The following is a 20,393-nucleotide window of genomic DNA, read 5'->3' as shown; positions in this document are numbered from 1 at the left end:
AAAATGTGGGAGGGGGCTTGCCCCCGATGAGGCCCTAATCAACCACGCTAAACTCAAGCCTCGCAGTTTGCCCGGCCTCATCCAACACGCTGAGCTGATAGCGCCCCAGCCGCTCAAAACTGGCATTGATGCTGTCCTGATTGGCGCTATCACCCAACGGCGCGCCATTAAGGAACCACCAGCGCCGACCGCTGCCGCCCAACGCGGAGATTTTCAGGCGCAAGGCTTGTTGGCTGGCCGCGGGCAGGCGCAACTGGTCGCCCTCGCGCACGCCCACAATGGACAATGGCGAAGCCGCAGCCAGCGCCGGTGGCGGGCAATCCGGGTCAGGCGCAGGAATGCGCGCTTCACGGCGCTCAACCCTTGGCAACCAGGGCTCCAGCGGCGCGGGCCACAGGGCAATATGCCTCGGCACCGCGCCAGGGCAATGGGCATCAACCCGCAAGCCCTTGGCATTGACCCAGATGCTCTCCATCAGCCCCACGCTCAAGGGTTGATCCAATGCCTGCAAGGTAGGCGGCGTAGTGTTGTCCAGGGTCCAGGCAAACCGCTGGCGCCGGCAATTGGGGTCACTGCGGGCCATGGGCTGGCCCAGCGGCCAACAGATTGCCGCCACGCCGATATTCGCCGGCACCGGTTTGACCGGGGCACTGATGCCGCGTTGGCTGTCGCGGTTGGTCAGCACGTCATGCACCTGCAGCATCAACGGCGCCGCCGACGCCAGGCCGAACTGGCCCGGCACGGGTGTGCCATCGGGCCTGCCAATCCAGACGCCGATCAAATAACGCGGGCCCACGCCAATCGCCCAGGCATCGCGAAAGCCATAGCTGGTGCCGGTTTTCCACGCCAGCACCGGGCGTTGCACCAGCTCGGCACGCGGGTCGCGGTCGGGCCGTGCCTGGCCGCTGAGGATGCGCCGCACAATCCACGCAGCCCCCGGCGACAGCAAAGGCCGCTCCCTGAGCGCGTCCTCCGGCTGTAGTCGCAACGTCGCGCTTTTGCCATCACGGGCCAAGGCGCTGTAGCCGCTCACCAGGTCCTCCAGGCGACTGCCCGCGCCGCCGAGGATCAGCGCCAGGTTCGGCTCGGCCAGCGCCGGCAGCGCCAACGGCATGCCGCCGATGCGCATCTGTGCGGCAAAGCGCTTGGGCCCGTAGGCTTCCAACAGTTGCACCGCCGGCAGGTTCAACGAGCTGGACAGCGCCGTGCTCGCCGGCACCGCCCCGGTAAAGCCCATGGAAAAGTTGCCCGGCCGATAATCGCCGTAACGCCGGGGCACGTCCTGCAACAGGGACTCGGAGTGAATCAGGCCGTCGTCCAACGCCATGCCATACAGGAAAGGCTTCAGGGTCGAACCGGGCGAGCGCAGCGCACTGATCATGTCCACATGGCCAAAACGCTTGGTGTCGTTGATATCCACCGAGCCCAGGTAGGCGCGCACCGCCATGTTTTCCTCTTCCACCACCAGAATCGCTGCCGAGGTGTGTTCCGGCAGGCGTGCACGCCAACCCAGCAGGAGGTCTTCGAGGCGGCGTTGCAGGGTGGCGTCCAGGGTGGTGCGAATCAGCGGCGGGCTGTCGGGGCGGTTCAGACGCCGCGCCAGCAACGGCGCCAGGCTCGGTTCCAGGCGCGGGGCGAGCAGCAGCGGTTCTTCCAAGGCTTCATCGACCGCAGGCTGCGGCCACACCTTGAACTCGGCGAGGCGGCGCAGCACTTTGTCGCGGGCCTCCTGGGCACGTTGCGGATGACGGTCCGGACGCAAACGACTGGGCGCCTGGGGCAATACCGCGAGCAAGGCGGCTTCGGCGTGGGTCAGTTGTGAGGGCGACTTGCCCAGATACGCCCAACTCGCCGCTGCCACGCCCTGCAGCGTGCCGCCGAAGGGCGCACGATTGAGGTAAAGGTTGAGGATTTCGTCCTTGGACAGGTGCCACTCCAACTGCGCGGTACGCCACAGTTGACGCAACTTGCCATGCAGGGTGCGTGAATGCGGGTCGAGCAAACGCGCCACCTGCATCGACAAGGTGCTGCCGCCGGACACCACCCGTGCACCGGTCAGGTTTTGCCAGGTCGCGCGTACCAGCGCCAGCGGGTTTACCCCGGGGTGTTGGTAAAACCAGCGGTCTTCGTAAGTGAGCAGCGCGTCGAGATAATACGGCGACACCTCGCGCGTCTGCACCGGGTAGCGCCATACGCCGTTGGCATCGGCAAATCGCCACAGCGGCGTGCCATCTTCGGCCAGCACCACACGGGCCAGGTCGTCCTGGGGCAGGGGCAATGGCCAGATACGATCGGCCAGCCATAGCACGGCGATTACCAACAGCAGGCTCGCCAGGGTCCAGCGGGCAACAAAACGCAAATTCAAGCGGCTAAACCTCTATGCTTGTAGGGAACTAGCCACGCCCCATCGCGACAAAAGGCTCAGTGCTGGCAATTTCGTCCACTTATTCATCGAGACACACCTATGCAAGCAGACTTTTTTGGATGGCTGGGTAACACACTCGGCTTGATCATCCACTACATCATCGAGTTCTTCAGTGGGCTGTTCAATATGCTATCCAACGCCGGCGGCAACTTTGTCGATGGGATGTCTCGAGCGCTAGGCATGGACACCTCGATCATCAGCATCATCACCCTGATCGTCGGGTTGCTCTTCTTGTACTCGGCGGTACGCGCCTTTATGCGGGCCTCGATCATCGTGGGCATCATCTGGCTGCTGCTGGGCCTGTGGTTGCTGAGTTGGGTTGTGCACTGATTTATCTGACAGCCCCAATCCCTTGTAGGAGGGGGCTTGCTCCCGATAGCTGAGTGTCAGCCAATGATGTTGTGACTGATTCACCGCTATCGGGAGCAAGCCCCCTCCCACAAAAGCCCCCCACTTCAACTTCAGCGATCAGCGGCCCTTGATCACCATATCCGCCGGCGTCTCGCCCACCGCCTGCCAGTTCGGCCGATACATCGACTCCACTTGCGGCGGCGGCACGCGATAGGTGCCAGGCGTCACCGCACGTGCCAGGTACAGCAAGTGCGTGGTGCCGTAGCCGTCCAGGTTCATCGCCGCCACATAGCGATCATCCCTGAACTCCTGATGCTTGAGCGATGCGTTCTGCATCGACTCGCGCCACTCCTTCACCTGGCTGCTGGCGTTCTCAAGGCTCGCCGCGCTTTGTGCCAGGTTTTGGTTTTCCAGTTCCAGGCCGGCGGGCAGCAGGTCTACCACCAGGGCATCCGGCACGCGCTGCTTGGCACTGACGGCCAGGTGCACCAGCACCAGGTCGCCGCTGTCGAGGCTGCGCAGGTTCAACGGCTGGCCGTTCATGCCCAGGTATTCGCGGCGAATGCTCAGGTTCTCGCCGCCCGCTGCCGGTGGCAGTTGTGGGTAACCTGAAATAGTCAGCTGCTGGTAAACGGGGGTCTGGCCCTGATTGCTCAGGCTCAGGTCGCTGGATAGCAGCTTTTCATCCAGTTGCAGCGTGGACTGCTGGTTGTTCAGCTCCCGCGCCCCGCCACTGCCGGTCAGCGACACCTGCCAGTCAGCCTCGGGCTTGGCGAAGCCGAGCCGCCCGGCCAGGAACAGCGAGTTGCGCTCCTGAGTCGACAGATACGGGCTGGCCGCCAACTGGTCCGACAAGGTAAACAGGCGCTCTTCACGTTTGCCCTTGGCCAAGTCGTTTTCCTCCAGCAGCGCCAGGATCATCGCCTGATCGCGCAATGGGCTGCCGTAGTCGGCCAGCCATTCCTTGGCACTGCGCTGCGCCGCCAAACCGGCGAGCAAGGCTTGATCGGCACGCGGCTGGTCGCCCATTTTTTGCAAGGCGATGGCCAACTGCACCAATGGCAAGCCGGAGCGCGCATCACTGCGGCGTTCGAACAGGCTGCGCAAGGCACCCAACGGCGCCTGCTGACTGCGCGCCAGCACCATGCCGGCGTAGGCCTGTACGGCAAAACGCGTGTGCTCGGCGTTGTCGCTGTAGTCGACTTCAATAAGGTTGCGTTCCTGCACATACCGCAGCAACCGCTCGCTGGCCTTCTTCAAGGCTTCAGGCGGTACGGCAAACCCCTGGTCGCGGGCGCGCAGCAGGAAGTCGGTGACATAGGCGGTCAGCCAATATTCTTCCTCGCCGTCAGCGCCCCACAAGCCAAAGCTGCCGTTGTAGCGCTGCATCCCCAGCAGGCGTTCGATGCCCAACTCGATCTTGCGCTTGCGCTCGGCATCCGGTTCGCCCTTGATGCTCAGGCGCTTGAGCAGCGCATCATCGGCATAGAGCGACGGGTACAAGCCGCTGGCGGTTTGTTCCAGGCAGCCATAGGGGTAGGCCTTGAGCGCACTGATCTGTGCACCAAGGTTCAACGGCGGCCGGCTCGACAGGCTCAACAGCGCCTCACGCCCCGAGGCATCGAACTGATCGAGCGTGCCCGCCGGCAGGCTCCACGGCTGATCCTTGAGCACAGCGCGGTAATGCTTGAGCAAGGCCGGGTACGCCGGGCGCACGCCCAGGGTCCATTCGCGGCTGAACGGCGGCAGGTTTTCCCCCGGCAGGTCCAGGCCATTGACGGTGACCTTGACCTTGCCCTGGCCGAGACCGCCCCAGGCTTTTACCGGAATACGCAGGGTGGTGCGCTGGCCTTGCTTGAGCTCAACCGATTGCGCGCCGCCGTTGACCAGTTCCAACTGCCCTTGCGCGGTCAATTGCACATCGAGTTTCTGCGCCTTGCCCGACAGGTTGGAGAGGTCCAGGGCCAAGGTGGTCTGGTCGCCTCCGGCCAGGAAGCGCGGCGCCGAGAGTTCGGCAATCAGCGGTGCGGCGATGACCGTCTTGCCCTCGGCCATGCCATAGCGATCATCGCTCCAGGCCTGGGCCATCAGGCGCAGTTCGCCGTTGAAGTCGGGGATATTGACGCTGACTTCGCCCTCGCCTTTGTCGTTCAGGGTCACCGGCGCGCTTTGCAGGGCAACGATGGTCACGCTGGTGTCCGGGCGCTTGCCGCCTTTGGCCAACGCCGCGTCACCGCCAAATGCCAGGCTGGCGAGGCGCCCCTGGCCGGCTTCGATCAACTGGCCGTAGATGTCGAACTGGTCGACGCCATAGGCTTTGCGGCCGAACAGGCTGGAATACGGATCAGGCGTGGGGTATTCGGTGATATTGAGGATGCCCACATCCACCGCCGCCAGCAGCACATGCACCTGTTGGGGCACGCTGCCATCGGCGTTTTTGGCGGCGATCTTCACCGTCAGAGGTTGTTTGGGGCGCATTTTTTCCGGTGCGGTGAGGGTCAGGCCGAGTTTGCGCTGGGTACGATCCAGCGGCAGGTGCAACAGGCCCACGGCACGTTTGGGGGTGATATTGGCTTTGCGCTCGCCGGGGCAAATCACCAGGGCGCTCACATACAGATCATGGCGCGACCATTTCGGGTCGAGCTTCACCGCAAAGCTTTTGCCTTCGGCCGGTACGTCGATCTCCTGCCACCACAGCGGGCCTTCGGCGGATTCCACCAAGAGGTAGCCTTTACCGGCAGCCGGTGGCGTGACGGTGACATTGGCGGTGTCGCCATCGCCATAGGCCGGTTTATCCAACGCCAGCTTGACCTGGTCGGGGCGCACGGCGCCGCCTTCGGTGTTGTCCTGGGCCTGGTAGCCGGCCCAGAAGCGCACGCTGCTGACCAGTCCGGTCTGCGGGTCTTCCACCTCGACACGGTACGGGCCCCACTCCACCTGGAAGCTGACCTTGGCGGTGTCGCCGGCCTTGATGTTCAGGCTCTGCTCATCGAGGTTGAGGAATTTCTCGTTGAAGTGATAGCTCCAGCCATCGTTCTCCGAGTAGTTCCAGTAGTAGTCACGGCGCTCACGCACCAGCCGCACCTTGAGGTTTTGCGCAGCTAGTTTCTGACCGTCCTGGTTGGCCACCAGCACTTCGAATTCCACCGGGCCATCGCCATTGGTTTCCTTGCCGTCAAACAACCCGCGCAGGCCCGGCAATTGCTCGGCCGGCCAGATCGGCTGCACCAGGCGTCGGGTGATGGGCCGCCCGCCGGACTCTTGCAGGCTGGCTTGCACAATCAGTTGCAACGGGGATTTGGCCTCGGCCCATTTGCTTTCCAGGGTCAGCGCTTGCTCGCCGTTGGCGTCGAGTACGCTTTCGTCCAGTTCGAAATCCTGGCTCAGCTCTTCTTCAGTGACGGAACCGAACTGGTACCCCGGCAAGGATTTGACCGCCTCACGCAGCGGGCGCACATAGACCTGGCCGCTGACCCGATTGCCGGATGCCGGTGCGCCGTACAGATAGCGCCCATTGACCTGAATGACCGGGTTCTCCGCCGGGCTCAGTGCGGTTTCACTGCCCTTGAGTTCCAGTGCCAGGCGTTCGGGCAGGAAGTCTTCGACGAGGAATTCATACAGTTGCGGCTTGCCGTCACCCAGGTCAAATACCAACTGCCAGCGCCCGGTCGGTGCTTCGCCGGCCAGTTGCAGCGCGTATTGATACAGGCCGGAGGCATCCGCATCCCACACAAACTTGCGGCTCACCTGTTCATCCGGACGACGCACCTCGACGCTCACCGGCTGCGGCTTGACCGCGTTGCCATCCTTGTCGCGCAACAGCGCATTGAGCAGCACGGTTTCGCCGGGGCGATACAGGTCACGCGGGCCGAACACAAAGAACTGCAGCGGGTGGGACGGCTGCCCGCCGATATCGAACTCGGCCAAATCCAGCGCGGCGCTGTCCAGGCGCAACAGGCTGGTCTGCTCGCCTTGTTTGGCAAGCAACACCTGGGCTTTTTTCGGCAGCGGCAGCTCGGCGTGACCACCGTCTTCAGTCTTGCCCTGGCCGAGTACGCGGCCTTCCGCATCGAGAATTTCCAGTTCGACGCCGTTCAGTGCCTTGCCGCCTTCCAACGCTTGGGTAAACACATCCAGGCGATTGGCATAACGGTGCACCGACAGGCCGATGTCACTCAAGGTAAACAGCGTGGCCGGTTGCGAATAGTTGTAGGTGCCCGAGGCACGCATCACCGCCAGGTACACGCCCGGCTGCTGCAATTGCTTGAGGCCGGCAATCGGCAGCAGCAGGGTTTCGCGAGTGTTGCGTGCCGGGTTCAGGTCGAAACGCCCACCGTAGACCAGCTCGGCCATTGGCAGCAGTTCACGGGACTCATAGCTTTGCAGACTGGTATTGCGCCCCCACTGCGCCAGGAACGACGGCAGGGATTCGGGCTTGATGCGGAAGAACTCAACATCGATCTTGTCGACGTTCAGCGCGATCACCGGCAAGCCCTCGGCCAGGCGCGTCGGCAGCAACGTGCCACGGCTGGCAAAGCCGACGGTGGCTTGCAGGTCGCGCGTTTCCAGGCGGGCGCTGTATTCGGCGGGGAGGGTGTTGCCGTTGACTGCCTTCACCCCGGCGTCCACGGTCAGCACCAACTTGCGCTGCGGCTCCAGGTGGCGCAGGCGCAACTCCATCAGGTTATCGGAAAGCTCCCAGGCGCCATCGACCTTGCCGGACTTGCTGTCCACCAAGTGCAGCTTGTCGGCGAACTTCTGATCCGGGTCCAGAGGAATGGAAAAACTCACCGACAAGGTGCTGGCCCCGTCCAACTGCACCTCGGACACGTCCACCACGCTTAACTCGCGCCCGGCATAGCGCTGCTTCAGCGCCGCCACGTCGACCGCCGCCTTGGCGGGTTTGGGCACTACGCTTGCCGCGGCGGGTGCCGTCGGTGCAGCGGGCTTATCGGAAGAATCACAGGCGCTCAGCAGGGCCAGCGCACAAGCGAGGAACAGTCCTTTGTTAAGCATGGGGCACTCGTAGTCAGAGGGAACCGAGGGGTGAACTATATATCAGCGCCGCGCTGGCTGCTGCGGTGCCGGTCACATTGACCGACGGAGGGAAGTTTGGTTCTGGGTGCCTTCCGGGCTAAACCAAATCCCACAAACAATGCAGTTCAAAATGTGGGAGGGGGCTTGCTCCCGATGGCGGTGTATCAGGTTAGAAATTCCTGGCCGATTCACCGCAATCGGGGGCAAGCCCCCTCCCACATGGATCTGCGGCGTGATGGGTGGACGGGTACAATGCCCGCTCAACCAAGGAGCCTTCATGACCGCCCTGCTTGCCGACTGGCGCCACCGCCCCACCCATCGCCGCGTCTGGGCCCTGGCCGCGCCGATGATCCTGTCGAATATCTCCGTGCCGCTGGTAGCCCTGGTCGACAGCATGGTCATCGGCCACCTGCCACACGCCCACCAACTGGGCGCCGTGGCTGTCGGCGCCAGCCTGTATACCTTTCTGGCCTGGGCCATGGGTTTCCTGCGCATGGGCTCCACCGGGTTCGCCGCCCAGGCCGCCGGGCGCAAGGATGGCGCGGCGCTGCGGCAAATCCTGTTGCAAGGCTTGCTGCTGGCGCTGGGGTTGGCGATGTTACTGGGCACGGTCGGTATTCCCCTGAGCCATCTGGCGTTGGAATGGATGCAGCCCTCCCCTGAACTGAACCAACTGACCCGCGAATTCTTCCACACCCGCCTGTTCGGCCTGCCCGCCGCCCTTGCCAGCTATGCGCTGGTCGGTTGGTTCCTCGGCACACAGAATGCGCGGGCGCCGCTGGCGATTCTGCTGACCACCAACCTGGTCAACATTGCGCTTAACCTGTGGTTTGTACTCGGCCTGGACTGGGGCGTGGTCGGCTCCGCCCGCGCCTCGGTGATCGCTGAATGGACCGGCGCGCTGCTCGGCTTGGCACTTACGCAAAAAGCCCTGCGCGCCTACCCTGGCCATATCGCCTGGGCTGCACTGAAACTGTGGCAAAGCTGGAGGCCGTTGCTGGCGGTCAACCGCGACATTTTTATCCGCAGCCTGGCCCTGCAGTCGGTGTTCTTCATGATCACGGTGCAAGGTGCACGGCTGGGGGACGCCACCGTTGCAGCCAATGCGCTGCTGCTCAATGGCCTGTTGCTGACGGCCCATGCGCTGGATGGCCTGGCTCACGCCGTCGAAGCCCTGTGCGGGCACGCCATTGGCGCCCATGACCGCCAGGCGTTGCGCCGCTCGCTGGTGGTTGCCTGCGGCTGGTCACTGATCGCCAGCCTCGGCTTCGCCCTGCTGTTCACCTTCGGCGGCCATCTGTTTATCGCTATGCAAACGGATATTCCCAGCGTGCGCGAAACCGCCGACATCTACCTGCCTTACCTGGCGGTACTGCCGTTGATTGCGGTGTGGAGTTATTTGCTCGATGGCCTGTTTATCGGCGCAACGCGGGCGCGGGAGATGCGCAATGGGATGTTGCTGACCGTGCTGTTGGTGCTACCGATTGCCTGGGCATTGCAGGGGCTGGGTAACCACGGGTTGTGGATAACTTTCCTGCTGTTCATGGCGGTGCGCAGTTTGACGCTGTGGGCGATCGCCTGGCGCTTGAATCGGCAAGGGCTGTGGCTGGGAGCAAACTGAAGGAATGCAGATCCAAATGTGGGAGGGGGCTTGCTCCCGATAGCTGAGTGTCAGTCAACAGACTCATTGACTGATCCACCGCTATCGGGAGCAAGCCCCCTCCCACATATATTACGAGGACAGGTACGAAGAACGGGTCAAGCCCAGGCGCAACGCATCCAGGAACTGGGTACGCTCCGACGCGGAGATCTTCGCACTCGCACACTTGTCGCGGTAATGCGTCATCAACTCCTCCGGCGACAAGTGCACATAGCGCAGCATGTCTTCGATGGTGTCGTGGGTCTCGATCCCGGCGCTGTACACCGAACCGTCTTCACGCTGGTAGATGTTCACCGAGTCGGTGTCACCGAACAGGTTGTGCATGTCGCCCAGGATCTCCTGATACGCGCCGACCAGGAAGATACCCAGCAGGTAGTCTTCACCTTCGTTCAAGCCGTGCACCGGCAGGCTGGTCTCGATGCTCTGCTCGTCGACGTACTGCTTGATCTTGCCGTCGGAGTCGCAGGTCAGGTCTTGCAGCACGGCACGGCGCAGCGGCTCTTCGTCGAGGCGGTGCAGCGGCAGGATCGGCAGGACCTGGCCGATGGCCCAGGTGTCCGGCAGGCTCTGGAACACCGAGAAGTTGCAGATGTACTTGTCGGCCAACTTGTCGTTGAGCTCGTCCAGCACCTGGCGATGCGAACGCTGGCGGGCTTTCAACGAGTTGTGCAGGCGGCGGCACACGGCGAAGTAGCACTGTTCGGCCAGGGCTTTTTCGGCCAGGGTCAGTTTGCCGTCGGCGTACTGGGTGGCCACGTCGCTCATGTAGTGGGTGGCGCGCCAGTAGGTTTCGGTGACCATTTCGATGTCGGTCGGACCGAGCAGGTCCACCAGCCATTGCACGGTTTCCGGCAGGCTTTCCTTGTTTTCAATGGTCGGGATTTCGTCGTTGTGCTTCTCGACGTCAGTGACTTGCACCACCAGCATGGCGTGGTGGGCGGTCAGGGAGCGACCGCTTTCAGAGAAGATGTTCGGGTGCGGCAGGCTCTGCGCACCGCAGAATTCCTTGAGCATGCCCACGACCACGCCGGCGTAGTCGTCCATGTCGTAGTTGATCGAGCTGGCGTTACGCGAGTGGGTACCGTCGTAGTCCACGCCCAGGCCGCCGCCGACGTCGATGTGGTCCACCGGCAGGCCGAGGTTGCGCAGTTCGCCGTAGTAACGAATAGCTTCCTTGAACCCGTGCTGGTAGTCGGCCAGGTTGGCGATCTGCGAACCCATGTGGAAGTGCAGCAGGCGGATGCCCTGGTCCAGGCCGGCCGCGCGGAAACGCTCGACCACCGACAGCAACTGCGCCGCCGACAAGCCGAACTTGGATTTCTCGCCACCGGTGTCCGCCCACTTGCTCGATGCCAGGGAAGACAGGCGCACACGCAGACCCACCTGAGGCTTGACCTTGAGGCTGGCGGCCTCTTCGATCACCAGCCCGACCTCGGATTCTTTCTCGATCACGATAAATACGTTGTGACCAAGCTTCTGACCCATCAACGCCAGGCGGATGAACTCGCGGTCCTTGTAACCGTTGCAGACGATCGTGCCACCCTTCGGCGCCAGGGCCAACACGGCCAGCAGCTCGGGCTTGGAGCCCGCTTCCAGGCCGATGGAAACGTTCTGGGTGGCGATGATGTTCTCGATCACCGCTTCCTGCTGGTTCACCTTGATCGGGTACAACGCGGTGTACTTGCTCTGGTATTCCAGGCGTTCGATATTCGAATCGAAGGCGCCGGTGAGTTGGCGTACACGGTCTTGCAGAATGTCGGGGAAACGCACCAGCAGCGGCAACGACAGGCCGCTTTTACGCAGTTGATCGACCTGCTCGTACAAATCGACCGGCGTGCTGTTCGGACCGTTGGGGCGGACTTCTACGCGACCGGCTTCATTGATCGCGAAATAACCGGCCCCCCAATGGCGGATCCCGTAAACACTGCGGCTGTCCGCAACTGTCCATTGGCTGCCATCGTCTTTGCGTGTGCGTCGTACGGACATCGAAGTCCCCTATAAATGAAGGCGAAGGCGCCACCTCAAGCGGAGGCTGGCGCAGTCTAAAGAATGAAAATGACGATTTGCCTGCAAGAAGGTCAGACCCCACTCGCAGGACAGAGTTTAGCCACAGGTTGGGAAGAGGCTTTCAGCCACCGGACTTCTTGGCCTTGTAACCGAGCTTGATCAACTCGGCCAACAGCAGTTCGACGTGATCACCCTGAATCTCGATGACCCCGTCTTTCAACGCACCACCGGTGCCGCAGCGCTTTTTCAGCGTGGTGGCCAGCTCCTTGAGGGCATCTTCGGCCAGGGGCACGCCGGTGATGGTGGTCACCGTTTTGCCGCCACGGCCTTTGCTCTCGCGGCGTACGCGGGCAATGCCATCACCTTCGGGGATCAGGGTCTGTTTGCAGGTACACGAATCCACGGGCTGACGACAGTCCGGGCAGTGTCGACCTGCGTCGGTGGAAAATACCAGGCCACCAAGGGCGGCGAAGGATGCGGCTTTTTTGGCCACCGGCAATCCTCTTGGGAGGATGAAGACTGATCGGCGCCGCAAAGGGCGGTGACCGACCGCGAAGCCCCACTCAGGCAGGGGCAGCGCTACCGAACCGCTAATGTGGTTCGGGTGAAAAGGCGCGCAGTGTAACGGCAAAAAGCGAAGTTGCTAAGAGCCAAATGGCGCCAATTTATGCAACTTTAGCGACGTGAGGCGAGATAGCGCCGCAGACCTTCCTGAGCATCCGGGCAATAGGGCTTTTGCTCGGCCTCGGCAAGCACCGTTTCGAGGGGCAGAAAGCGTGCCTCCATGACCTCTTCAGGCTGCAAACACAACGGGCCGTCCCATACGGCAGAGTAGGAAGTGCACCACAGGCGGCTGTCACCATCTTCAAAGTAAAAATGATCGTGCTCGACCAACTCCACTCCACTTACGCCCAGCTCTTCGGCCAATTCTCGCTGTGCCGACAGGGCATAGCTTTCCCCCGCCGCCACCATACCGCCAGCCGCCGTATCCCAAAACCCCGGATACAGGGCCTTGCTCAAGGTGCGCCGATGCACACACAGCTCGCCCTTGGAATTGAACAGAAAGATAAAGGTGCAACGGCCAATCAGGCCGCGCTGGCGCAGGTCGGACCTGACCAGGTGGCCGAGCAGCTTGTCCTGCTCGTCGACCCAGCAGATCAGTTCAGCATCGGAGGCCGCACGGTGTTCGGCCTCCTTTTGAGTAGCGTCCATCATCAACCCTGGTTGAGGAGCTGACGCAAGTCGATCACTGCAGCGTTTGCCCGGGAAATATAGTTGGCCATCACCAACGAATGGTTCGCCAGTACCCCGAAGCCACTGCCGTTAAGAATCATAGGACTCCACACCGGCTCCTGCGAGGCCTCCAGCTCACGAATGATCTGGCGCACGCTGACGGTGGCGTTTTTCTTGGCCAGCACGTCGGCAAAGTCGACTTCGATGGCGCGCAGCAGATGGGACAAGGCCCATGCCTGGCCACGGGCTTCGTAGAACACGTTATCGATCTGCATCCATGGGGTTTCCACCACTTCTTCATCGACTTGCGGCACTTCGCCCGGCGCCAGCGCCTCGGTTTTAAGCGCGGTGTTCAGTTTGACGCGGCCGACGCTGGCCGACAGGCGCTGGGACAGCGAGCCCAGACGGGTCGCCACATCGCCCAGCCAGTTGTTCAGGTTGTCGGCACGCGCGTAAAACAGTGCGCCGCGCTGGTTCGGGTCAGACAGGCGCGCTTCGTAGCGGCTCAGGGAGTTGATGCCTTCTTGGTATTCCGACTCGCTCGAAGGCAGCACCCAGCTCTTGTTATCGAAGTTAAACCGCGGTTCGGCCTTGGCCAGGTCCGCGTCTTCAGCCGACTGCGACTGGGAGCGAGCGAAGTCTTTGCGCAGTGCGCGGGTCAGGTCACGCACCTGCACCAGCACGCCATATTCCCAGCTCGGCATGTTGTCCATCCACAAGCCCGGCGGGAAACGGTCGTTGGAGATGTAGCCGCCAGGCTTGTTCAGCAAGGTGCCGACCACGGTCTTGAGGGTTTCGACCGTGGTGTAGCCCACGACCATCTGCTTGCCTTCCTTCTCGGCGGCAAGCTGGGCGTTCTGCTGGACCGGAAACAGCGCCGGCTCCTGGCTCCAGTACCAACCCAGGCCACCGGTGACCAGCAGGTACAGGCCGATAATGCTGAGCAAAGCCCGGCTCATCAGCAAGTTGCGAAAATAGCTGCGGTTGGCCGACTTGGGCTCAGGGGCGGGGCCTTTGGCACTGCCTTCACGGTTTTTCCAGTCCAGCATGGCGATATCCTTTCAATCACTTGAGTTCATGCACGTCAATTGTCCGGGTGCGTTCAGACACTCCGACCACAACCCTACCCCATCGTGCCCATCGTTGCGGGGCTTTTACGCGAAAGTGGCGCACAAGCAAGGTTGGACTATAAAGGATGCACGCTTTTTACGCTGCGCGACCCGCGAGTCAATAACTGAATATCCGGCACGCAGACTTAATTGACGTATGACACTCATGCAACAGAAAAGAGGTGCTAGCATAGAGCCATCAGTCGACCTCAGCATGCACCCTCACAGTAGTCAGGATATGACCGAGTCAGAAGACCCTAGCCGCGAGCGTCTCAAGCAGCATTTTGCCCAGCGGGTAATTCATCAGGCACGTCAAATTCTTGAGATCTGGCAGCGCCTGCAACGCGGCGAATGGTCGAACGCCGACTTTTCCGAACTCAGCGAAGCCAACCTGCGCCTGCAGCGCTTCGCCGAGCGTTTTGAACAGCCCGAACACCGCCAACTGGCCCAGCATATTGGCCAAACTCTCCAGGCGGTGGACGAAAACCGTGGCCGTTTGAGCAGCCAACTGATCACCGAACTCAACCGCTTGATGCAGCGCCTGTCGCGCACCGGCCTGCGTCAGGGTGACCAGCTTGAGCAAACCCTGCTGCCACCGATGCGCAAACCGATCTACGTGATGCTGGCCGACCACGACCGCGCCGAGCGCCTGGCCAAGCAGCTGGAATTCTTTGGCCTGAGTGCCCAATCCCTGGACAGCGTCTCGGCTTTTCACACGGCCATGGCTGAGCGCCTGCCGTCAGCCATCGTCATGGACGTGGACTTTTGCGGCCCCGGCCTGGGCCTCACCCTCGCCGCGCAAGCCCAGGAGGGCCTGGAGCAAAAGCTGCCGCTGTTGTTTTTCAGCCTGCACGAAACCGACACGCCGACGCGCCTGGCCGCCGTGCGCGCCGGAGGCGAGGAGTTCCTGACCGGCACGCTGGAGGCTTCGAGCCTGCTGGAAAAGATCGAAGTGCTGACCTGCGTTGCCCAGTACGAACCGTACAAAGTGCTGATCATTGACGACTCGCGGGCCCAGGCGCTGCACACCGAGCGCCTGCTCAACAGCGCCGGGATTGTCACGCGCACCTTGATCGAACCGATCCAGGCCATGGCCGAACTGGCGGATTTCCAGCCCGACCTGATCATCCTCGACATGTATATGCCCGCCTGTACCGGCACCGAACTGGCCAAGGTGATTCGCCACAACGACCGTTACGTCAGCGTGCCGATCATCTACCTGTCGGCCGAAGACGACCTGGACAAACAGCTGGACGCGATGAGCGAAGGCGGCGATGACTTCCTGACCAAACCGATCAAGCCGCGCCACCTGATCACCACCGTGCGCAACCGCGCAGCGCGTGCGCGCAACTTGAAGGCGCGGATGGTGCGCGACAGCCTGACCGGGCTGTACAACCATACGCATATCCTGCAATTGCTCGAAGACTGCAGCTTTCGCGCCCGCCGCGAGAACAAGCCATTGAGCTTTGCGATGCTGGATATCGACCACTTCAAACGAGTCAATGACAGCCACGGCCACCCCATGGGCGACCGGGTGATCAAGAGCCTGGCGCTGTTTCTCAAGCAGCGCCTGCGCAAGACCGACTACATCGGCCGTTATGGCGGTGAAGAGTTTGCCATCGTGATGCCCGACACCGACGTGGAATCGGCCTGCAAGGTACTGGACGACATTCGGCGGCGCTTTGCAGAAATCCACTACCCCGCCCAACCGCAGGATTTGTGGTGCACCTTCAGCGCCGGCCTGGTGGAGCTGTGTGACGGTTGCGACAGCCTGACGATGGCTGCCCAGGCTGACGAAGCGCTATATCTTGCCAAGGACGCCGGACGCAACCGCGTGCAAGCCGCGCGCGCATCAAAGCAAAGTGCCATCTTTTCACCGGAATCCACCGAATCGGTCATAACTCTGTAACGCAAGCGCAATAACTTCAGGCACTTATCTTTTGCCGTCGGTTGAAACCCCGCATGCGCCTCAAGCTGCTGACCAATCTCAATACCCTTCTGCTGGTGGCCGTATGCCTGGCCCTCGGGGCGACGCTGTGGTGGTCGCAACGGGCGCTGGAGCGGCCTTATTTATTGATGGAGCGCTACCTGGGCCTGTCCCAGGGCTTTCAAAACCAGGCAGCGCGCAATATCGACGACTACCTGGCCAGCGGCGATGCCCTGCGCCTGAGCAGCGCCAGTCAAAGCCTGGAGAGCCTGTTGCAGCAACTCGCGCAATTGCCGGCCGAGTTAGCGCAAACCCTGCACCCCAGCCTTGCGGACCTGGAAACCTTCAGTAAGACCGACCTGCTGGCGGCAGGCAAGCTGGCCGGCGACCCGCAAGCACTGTTGGTTCAGGCCGAGCGCGAACTGGGCGCAAACCTGGAGCAACTGAGCCAGTACGCCAGCGGCGTCAACTCCACAGACGCAGCACGCTACCTGCCTCCCCTGCTGACCGCCTCGCAGCATCTGGGCAAACTGTCCCTGGCCCGCGACAAGCTGGTGAGCAGCGGCCGCGCCGAGCTGGCCGACGAGGTGGAGCGCGAGATTGCCACCATGCGCACCCAGGCCGACCTGTTGGCGCAGTTGCCATTGCTTGGGGTAAAGGCCAGCGCCGAATCCAACGCTGACGATTTCTCCGCGTTGATGGGCTTGGAAAACACCGAAAAAACCGCAGCCCAGGACACCGGCGTCGACCTCAAGCGCGAGCTCAACAGCCTGTTGACCCGCTACCCCGCCGAACTCAAGCGCACCCGCGAGCAGATCCAGCAGCGCGCCGACCTCGCCGCTGCCACCCACCTGAAGATCGCCAACGTGCAACAGGCCATCGCCGGCCTGGAGCCGGTAGTGCGTGCACAGCACGCCAGAATCCAGGGCGAGGTGCGTGTGCTGCAAGGCGTGATGATCGGCCTGATCCTGTTGATCGCACTGCTGATCGACACGCTGCAACGGCGCCTGGCACGGGTGCTGACCAATCTGGCACCGGCCTTGTCGACCTGGGCCGAAGGTAATTTCAGCCAGCCGATAGCCCTGGGCAAGACCAACCATGAACTGCACGCTATCGAAGCCTCCCTGAACCGCCTGCGCGCCTATCTGGTGGGCCTGGTAGGCACTATTCGCGGGAATGCCGAAGCAGTGGCCGGCAGCAGCCGCGCCCTCGCCGAACTGAGCAGCGGCCTGCACGACGGCGCCGAGCGTCAGGCCGGCGACACCGCGCAAATCCGTGACTCCCTGGGTGAACTGGAAGCCACCATCCAGCAAGTGGCCGGGGATGCCAGCCAGGCTGCCGGCGCCAGTCGCAGTGCAGGCTTTGCTGTGGAGCAAGGCCAGCGCGTAATCGGCCTGAGCCTGACCGGGTTGCACGCCTTGGTGGGCGAAGTGCAGCAAAATGCGCAGATGATCGAGAAACTCGCGGAAGAATCCGCCACCATCGGCGGCGTGCTGACCGTGATTCGCTCGATTGCCGAGCAGACCAACTTGCTGGCGCTCAATGCCGCTATCGAGGCGGCTCGCGCCGGTGAAGCCGGACGCGGCTTCGCGGTGGTGGCCGACGAAGTCCGTTCCCTGGCCCAGCGCACCGCTGGCGCTACTGCCGAAATCCAGGGCCTGATCGCCGGCCTGCAAACCGCCGCCCATCAATCGGTACAAGGCATGCGCGCCCAGGTTGAACACGCCGAAGCCACCGCCCAGCAAGCCCAGGCAGCAGATGGTGCGCTGGATGAAATCGTCGGCGCGATCCAGACGATTTCCGAGACGGCGGTACGCATTGCCGATGTGACTGCGCAGCAGAGTGGGGCCGTGAGTGAGATTCGCGATAACAGTGAGCGGATTCACCAGCTGGGTGAGGACAACCTGCTGCGTATCGGCCAGGGGCGTAGCCAGGGTGAGCACCTGTTGGTGCTCGGAGGGCAACTCAACACTGCCGTACAAGCCTTCCGCGTCTGACCCGCTCTCCCGCCCTATGGAGATCAAATGTGGGAGGGGGCTTGCTCCCGATTACAGTGTGTCAGTCTCAATACCTGTAGCTGATCCACCGCTATCGGGAGCAAGCCCCCTCCCACATTTGATCTTCAGTGAATTCAAGACCGTGTTCAGCATGACCGGATTCCGGGCCACAGTCACAAATTTCGCGCAATCCTCGCTAATCGTGCTGGCTACTGCATAGAACTGGACAGTCACAAAGGCTTTGCGGCATAGTCGCCGGGTTCTGCCGCACCCCTACCAATAACAAGGAACAGCCGATGGCGACCTTACTGGTTCTTCATGGACCCAACCTGAACCTGCTTGGCACCCGCGAACCGGGCGTCTACGGGGCAGTGACCCTCGACCAGATCAACCTCGACCTGGAAAGACGGGCCCGTGAAGCCGGCCACCATCTGCTCTACCTGCAAAGCAATGCCGAGTATGAATTGATTGATCGCATCCACGCCGCGCGTAACGAAGGCGTGGACTTTATCCTGATCAATCCCGCCGCTTTTACGCATACAAGCGTTGCATTACGTGACGCGCTGCTGGCAGTGAGCATCCCATTCATCGAAGTGCATTTATCGAACGTGCACAAACGCGAAGCTTTCCGCCATCACTCTTACTTCTCCGATGTAGCGGTAGGAGTGATCTGCGGCCTTGGCGCCAGCGGTTACCGACTGGCCCTGGAGGCCGCCCTGGAACACGTTGAAGAACAGGCTAAACGCCCCTGACCGACCCTTGGGAGTTGATGATTCATGGATATCCGTAAAGTTAAGAAACTGATCGAACTGCTGGAAGAATCCGGTATCGACGAGCTGGAAATCAAGGAAGGCGAAGAGTCCGTACGGATCAGCCGTCACAGCAAGACCCCGGCCCAACAGTTCTACGCACCGCAGATGCAAGCACCGGCTCCTGCCGCTGCCGCCCCTGCCGCCGCTCCAGCCGCTGCCGCAGCCCCTGCTGCCCCAGCCGCACCAGCGTTGAACGGCTTCGTGGTCAAGTCGCCAATGGTCGGTACTTTCTACCGCACCCCGGCACCGACCTCGCCAGCCTTCGTTGAAGTAGGCAAGACCGTGAAAGTGGGCGACACCATCTGCATCGTTGAAGCGATGAAGATGATGAACCACATCACCGCTGAAAAAGCCGGCGTCATTGAATCCATCCTGGTAGAAAACGGTCAGCCGGTTGAGTACGACCAGCCGCTGTTCACCATCGTTTGAACCGCGGAGCGCCTTCGATGTTGAAACCTGCGAAGAAACTGCAAAAAGTCCTGATCGCCAACCGCGGCGAGATCGCGCTGCGTATCCTGCGCGCCTGTAAGGAAGAGGGCATCAAGACCGTCGCTGTTTACTCGACGGCCGATACCGAATTGATGCACGTGAAACTGGCGGACGAAAGCATCTGCATCGGCCCGCCACTGGCCACGAACTCGTACCTGAAAGTCTCGAACATCATCGCTGCCGCAGAAGTGACCGGCGCTGATGGCATCCACCCGGGCTACGGCTTCCTCGCGGAAAACGCCGACTTCGCCGAACAGGTGGAAAAATCCGGGTTTGCCTTCATCGGCCCCAAAGCCGAAACCATTCGCCTGATGGGCGACAAGGTCTCGGCCAAGGACGCCATGATTGCAGCGGGCGTGCCGACCGTTCCAGGCTCCGACGGCCCACTGCCTGAAGACGAGGAAACCGCTCTGCGCATTGGTCGCGAAGTCGGTTACCCGGTGATCATCAAGGCCGCCGGTGGCGGTGGTGGTCGCGGTATGCGCGTGGTGCACAAGGAAGAAGACCTGATCGAAGCCGCCAAGCAGACCCGCTCCGAAGCGGGCGCCTGGTTCGGCAACCCGATGGTCTACCTGGAAAAATACCTGACCAACCCACGTCACGTGGAAGTCCAGGTGCTGTCCGACGGCCAGGGCCACGCCATCCACCTGGGTGACCGCGATTGCTCGCTGCAACGTCGTCACCAGAAAGTGTTGGAAGAAGCCCCGGCACCGGGCCTCGACGAAAAAGCCCGCCAGGAAGTCCTGGCACGCTGCGTCAAGGCGTGCATCGACATCAACTACCGTGGCGCCGGTACCTTCGAGTTCCTCTACGAGAACGGTCGCTTCTACTTCATCGAGATGAACACTCGTGTGCAGGTAGAGCATCCGGTTTCGGAGATGGTCACCGGTATCGACATCGTCAAGGAGATGCTGAGCATCGCCGCGGGTAACGTGCTGTCCTTCACCCAGGACGACGTGAAGATGCACGGCCACTCCCTGGAGTGCCGCATCAACGCCGAAGACCCGAAAACCTTTATCCCAAGCCCTGGCCTGGTCAAGCATTTCCACGCGCCCGGCGGCAACGGCGTACGTGTGGATTCGCACCTGTACAGCGGCTACAAGGTTCCGTCCAACTACGACTCGCTGATCGGCAAGCTGATAACCTGGGGCGCGACCCGCGACGAGGCCATGGCCCGTATGCGCAACGCCCTGGACGAAATCGTGGTCGACGGCATCAAGACCAACATCCCGCTGCATCGGGACCTGGTTCGCGATGAGGGCTTCTGCGAGGGTGGTGTGAACATTCACTACCTGGAACACAAGCTGGCCAACCAGTAAGTGCTCCACCCAACAAAGCCGCCTTCG

Annotated in this window: 13 protein-coding genes; 7 read left to right on the top strand and 6 right to left on the bottom strand. The window is 62.0% G+C overall.

The genetic code is table 11. The annotated features are described in order from the left end of the window. Positions 1 to 34: 34 nt before the first annotated feature. Positions 35 to 2,365, bottom strand: coding sequence for a peptidoglycan glycosyltransferase PbpC (gene pbpC / locus LJX92_RS03060; RefSeq protein ID WP_228309299.1), 2,331 nt, complete (start codon positions 2,363 to 2,365; stop codon positions 35 to 37). A 99-nt stretch (positions 2,366 to 2,464) separates the two neighbouring features. Here pbpC and LJX92_RS03055 point away from each other — a divergent pair, with 99 nt between their 5' ends. After that, complete coding sequence (locus tag LJX92_RS03055) at positions 2,465 to 2,755, top strand: hypothetical protein (protein WP_032878103.1); 291 nt, start codon at positions 2,465 to 2,467, stop codon at positions 2,753 to 2,755. Between the two features lie 138 nt (positions 2,756 to 2,893). Here LJX92_RS03055 and LJX92_RS03050 read toward each other — a convergent pair whose 3' ends face one another. Beyond that, on the bottom strand, positions 2,894 to 7,792 hold the full coding sequence (locus LJX92_RS03050) for an alpha-2-macroglobulin family protein (RefSeq protein WP_228309298.1): 4,899 nt from the start codon (positions 7,790 to 7,792) through the stop codon (positions 2,894 to 2,896). 298 nt (positions 7,793 to 8,090) lie between these two features. Here LJX92_RS03050 and LJX92_RS03045 point away from each other — a divergent pair, with 298 nt between their 5' ends. After that, the gene (locus LJX92_RS03045; RefSeq protein WP_228309297.1) at positions 8,091 to 9,434 is read left to right on the top strand and encodes an MATE family efflux transporter; all 1,344 of its coding nucleotides are present in this window, start codon (positions 8,091 to 8,093) and stop codon (positions 9,432 to 9,434) included. 111 nt (positions 9,435 to 9,545) lie between these two features. Here the strand turns inward: LJX92_RS03045 and speA are convergent, their stop codons facing one another. The 4 genes from speA to LJX92_RS03025 all read right to left on the bottom strand — a co-directional run bounded on the left by speA (position 9,546) and on the right by LJX92_RS03025 (position 13,762). After that, a complete protein-coding gene (gene speA, locus LJX92_RS03040) occupies positions 9,546 to 11,459 on the bottom strand; it encodes an arginine decarboxylase (RefSeq protein WP_228309296.1) in 1,914 nt (637 codons plus the stop codon). A 142-nt stretch (positions 11,460 to 11,601) separates the two neighbouring features. Then, on the bottom strand, positions 11,602 to 11,973 hold the full coding sequence (locus LJX92_RS03035) for a translation initiation factor Sui1 (protein WP_005784408.1): 372 nt from the start codon (positions 11,971 to 11,973) through the stop codon (positions 11,602 to 11,604). Positions 11,974 to 12,155: 182 nt separating this feature from the next. Continuing rightward, on the bottom strand, positions 12,156 to 12,692 hold the full coding sequence (locus LJX92_RS03030) for an NUDIX hydrolase (protein ID WP_032878106.1): 537 nt from the start codon (positions 12,690 to 12,692) through the stop codon (positions 12,156 to 12,158). 2 nt (positions 12,693 to 12,694) lie between these two features. Beyond that, positions 12,695 to 13,762, bottom strand: coding sequence for a DUF2333 family protein (locus LJX92_RS03025; protein ID WP_003188197.1), 1,068 nt, complete (start codon positions 13,760 to 13,762; stop codon positions 12,695 to 12,697). Positions 13,763 to 14,060: 298 nt separating this feature from the next. Here LJX92_RS03025 and LJX92_RS03020 point away from each other — a divergent pair, with 298 nt between their 5' ends. The 5 genes from LJX92_RS03020 to accC all read left to right on the top strand — a co-directional run bounded on the left by LJX92_RS03020 (position 14,061) and on the right by accC (position 20,366). After that, on the top strand, positions 14,061 to 15,731 hold the full coding sequence (locus LJX92_RS03020) for a response regulator (protein WP_078820186.1): 1,671 nt from the start codon (positions 14,061 to 14,063) through the stop codon (positions 15,729 to 15,731). A gap of 53 nt (positions 15,732 to 15,784) precedes the next feature. Next, positions 15,785 to 17,746: a methyl-accepting chemotaxis protein gene (locus LJX92_RS03015; protein ID WP_148854572.1), complete on the top strand. Its 1,962-nt coding sequence runs from the start codon at positions 15,785 to 15,787 to the stop codon at positions 17,744 to 17,746. A gap of 296 nt (positions 17,747 to 18,042) precedes the next feature. Further along, the gene (gene aroQ, locus LJX92_RS03010; RefSeq protein ID WP_032878109.1) at positions 18,043 to 18,498 is read left to right on the top strand and encodes a type II 3-dehydroquinate dehydratase; all 456 of its coding nucleotides are present in this window, start codon (positions 18,043 to 18,045) and stop codon (positions 18,496 to 18,498) included. A gap of 24 nt (positions 18,499 to 18,522) precedes the next feature. Next, positions 18,523 to 18,987 carry an acetyl-CoA carboxylase biotin carboxyl carrier protein gene (gene accB / locus LJX92_RS03005; protein WP_003188191.1) on the top strand — a complete coding sequence of 155 codons (465 nt, stop codon included), beginning with the start codon at positions 18,523 to 18,525 and terminating at the stop codon, positions 18,985 to 18,987. A 17-nt stretch (positions 18,988 to 19,004) separates the two neighbouring features. After that, complete coding sequence (accC, locus tag LJX92_RS03000; RefSeq protein WP_003188188.1) at positions 19,005 to 20,366, top strand: acetyl-CoA carboxylase biotin carboxylase subunit; 1,362 nt, start codon at positions 19,005 to 19,007, stop codon at positions 20,364 to 20,366. Positions 20,367 to 20,393 lie beyond the last annotated feature (27 nt).

It is taken from the genome of Pseudomonas sp. HN8-3 (assembly GCF_020790195.1).
Lineage (GTDB): Bacteria > Pseudomonadota > Gammaproteobacteria > Pseudomonadales > Pseudomonadaceae > Aquipseudomonas > Aquipseudomonas synxantha_A.
Note: the sequence above shows the minus strand (reverse complement) of the source record. Positions and strands in the feature narration are given on the sequence as shown.

Coding starts and splice junctions, on each gene's coding strand:
- LJX92_RS03055 (WP_032878103.1), top strand. CDS start 2,465: ATGCAAGCAGACTTTTTTGGATGGCTGGGTAACACACTCGGCTTGATC.
- LJX92_RS03050 (WP_228309298.1), bottom strand. CDS start 7,792: ATGCTTAACAAAGGACTGTTCCTCGCTTGTGCGCTGGCCCTGCTGAGC.
- LJX92_RS03045 (WP_228309297.1), top strand. CDS start 8,091: ATGACCGCCCTGCTTGCCGACTGGCGCCACCGCCCCACCCATCGCCGC.
- speA (WP_228309296.1), bottom strand. CDS start 11,459: ATGTCCGTACGACGCACACGCAAAGACGATGGCAGCCAATGGACAGTT.
- LJX92_RS03030 (WP_032878106.1), bottom strand. CDS start 12,692: ATGGACGCTACTCAAAAGGAGGCCGAACACCGTGCGGCCTCCGATGCT.
- LJX92_RS03025 (WP_003188197.1), bottom strand. CDS start 13,762: ATGCTGGACTGGAAAAACCGTGAAGGCAGTGCCAAAGGCCCCGCCCCT.
- LJX92_RS03020 (WP_078820186.1), top strand. CDS start 14,061: ATGACCGAGTCAGAAGACCCTAGCCGCGAGCGTCTCAAGCAGCATTTT.
- LJX92_RS03015 (WP_148854572.1), top strand. CDS start 15,785: ATGCGCCTCAAGCTGCTGACCAATCTCAATACCCTTCTGCTGGTGGCC.
- aroQ (WP_032878109.1), top strand. CDS start 18,043: ATGGCGACCTTACTGGTTCTTCATGGACCCAACCTGAACCTGCTTGGC.
- accB (WP_003188191.1), top strand. CDS start 18,523: ATGGATATCCGTAAAGTTAAGAAACTGATCGAACTGCTGGAAGAATCC.
- accC (WP_003188188.1), top strand. CDS start 19,005: ATGTTGAAACCTGCGAAGAAACTGCAAAAAGTCCTGATCGCCAACCGC.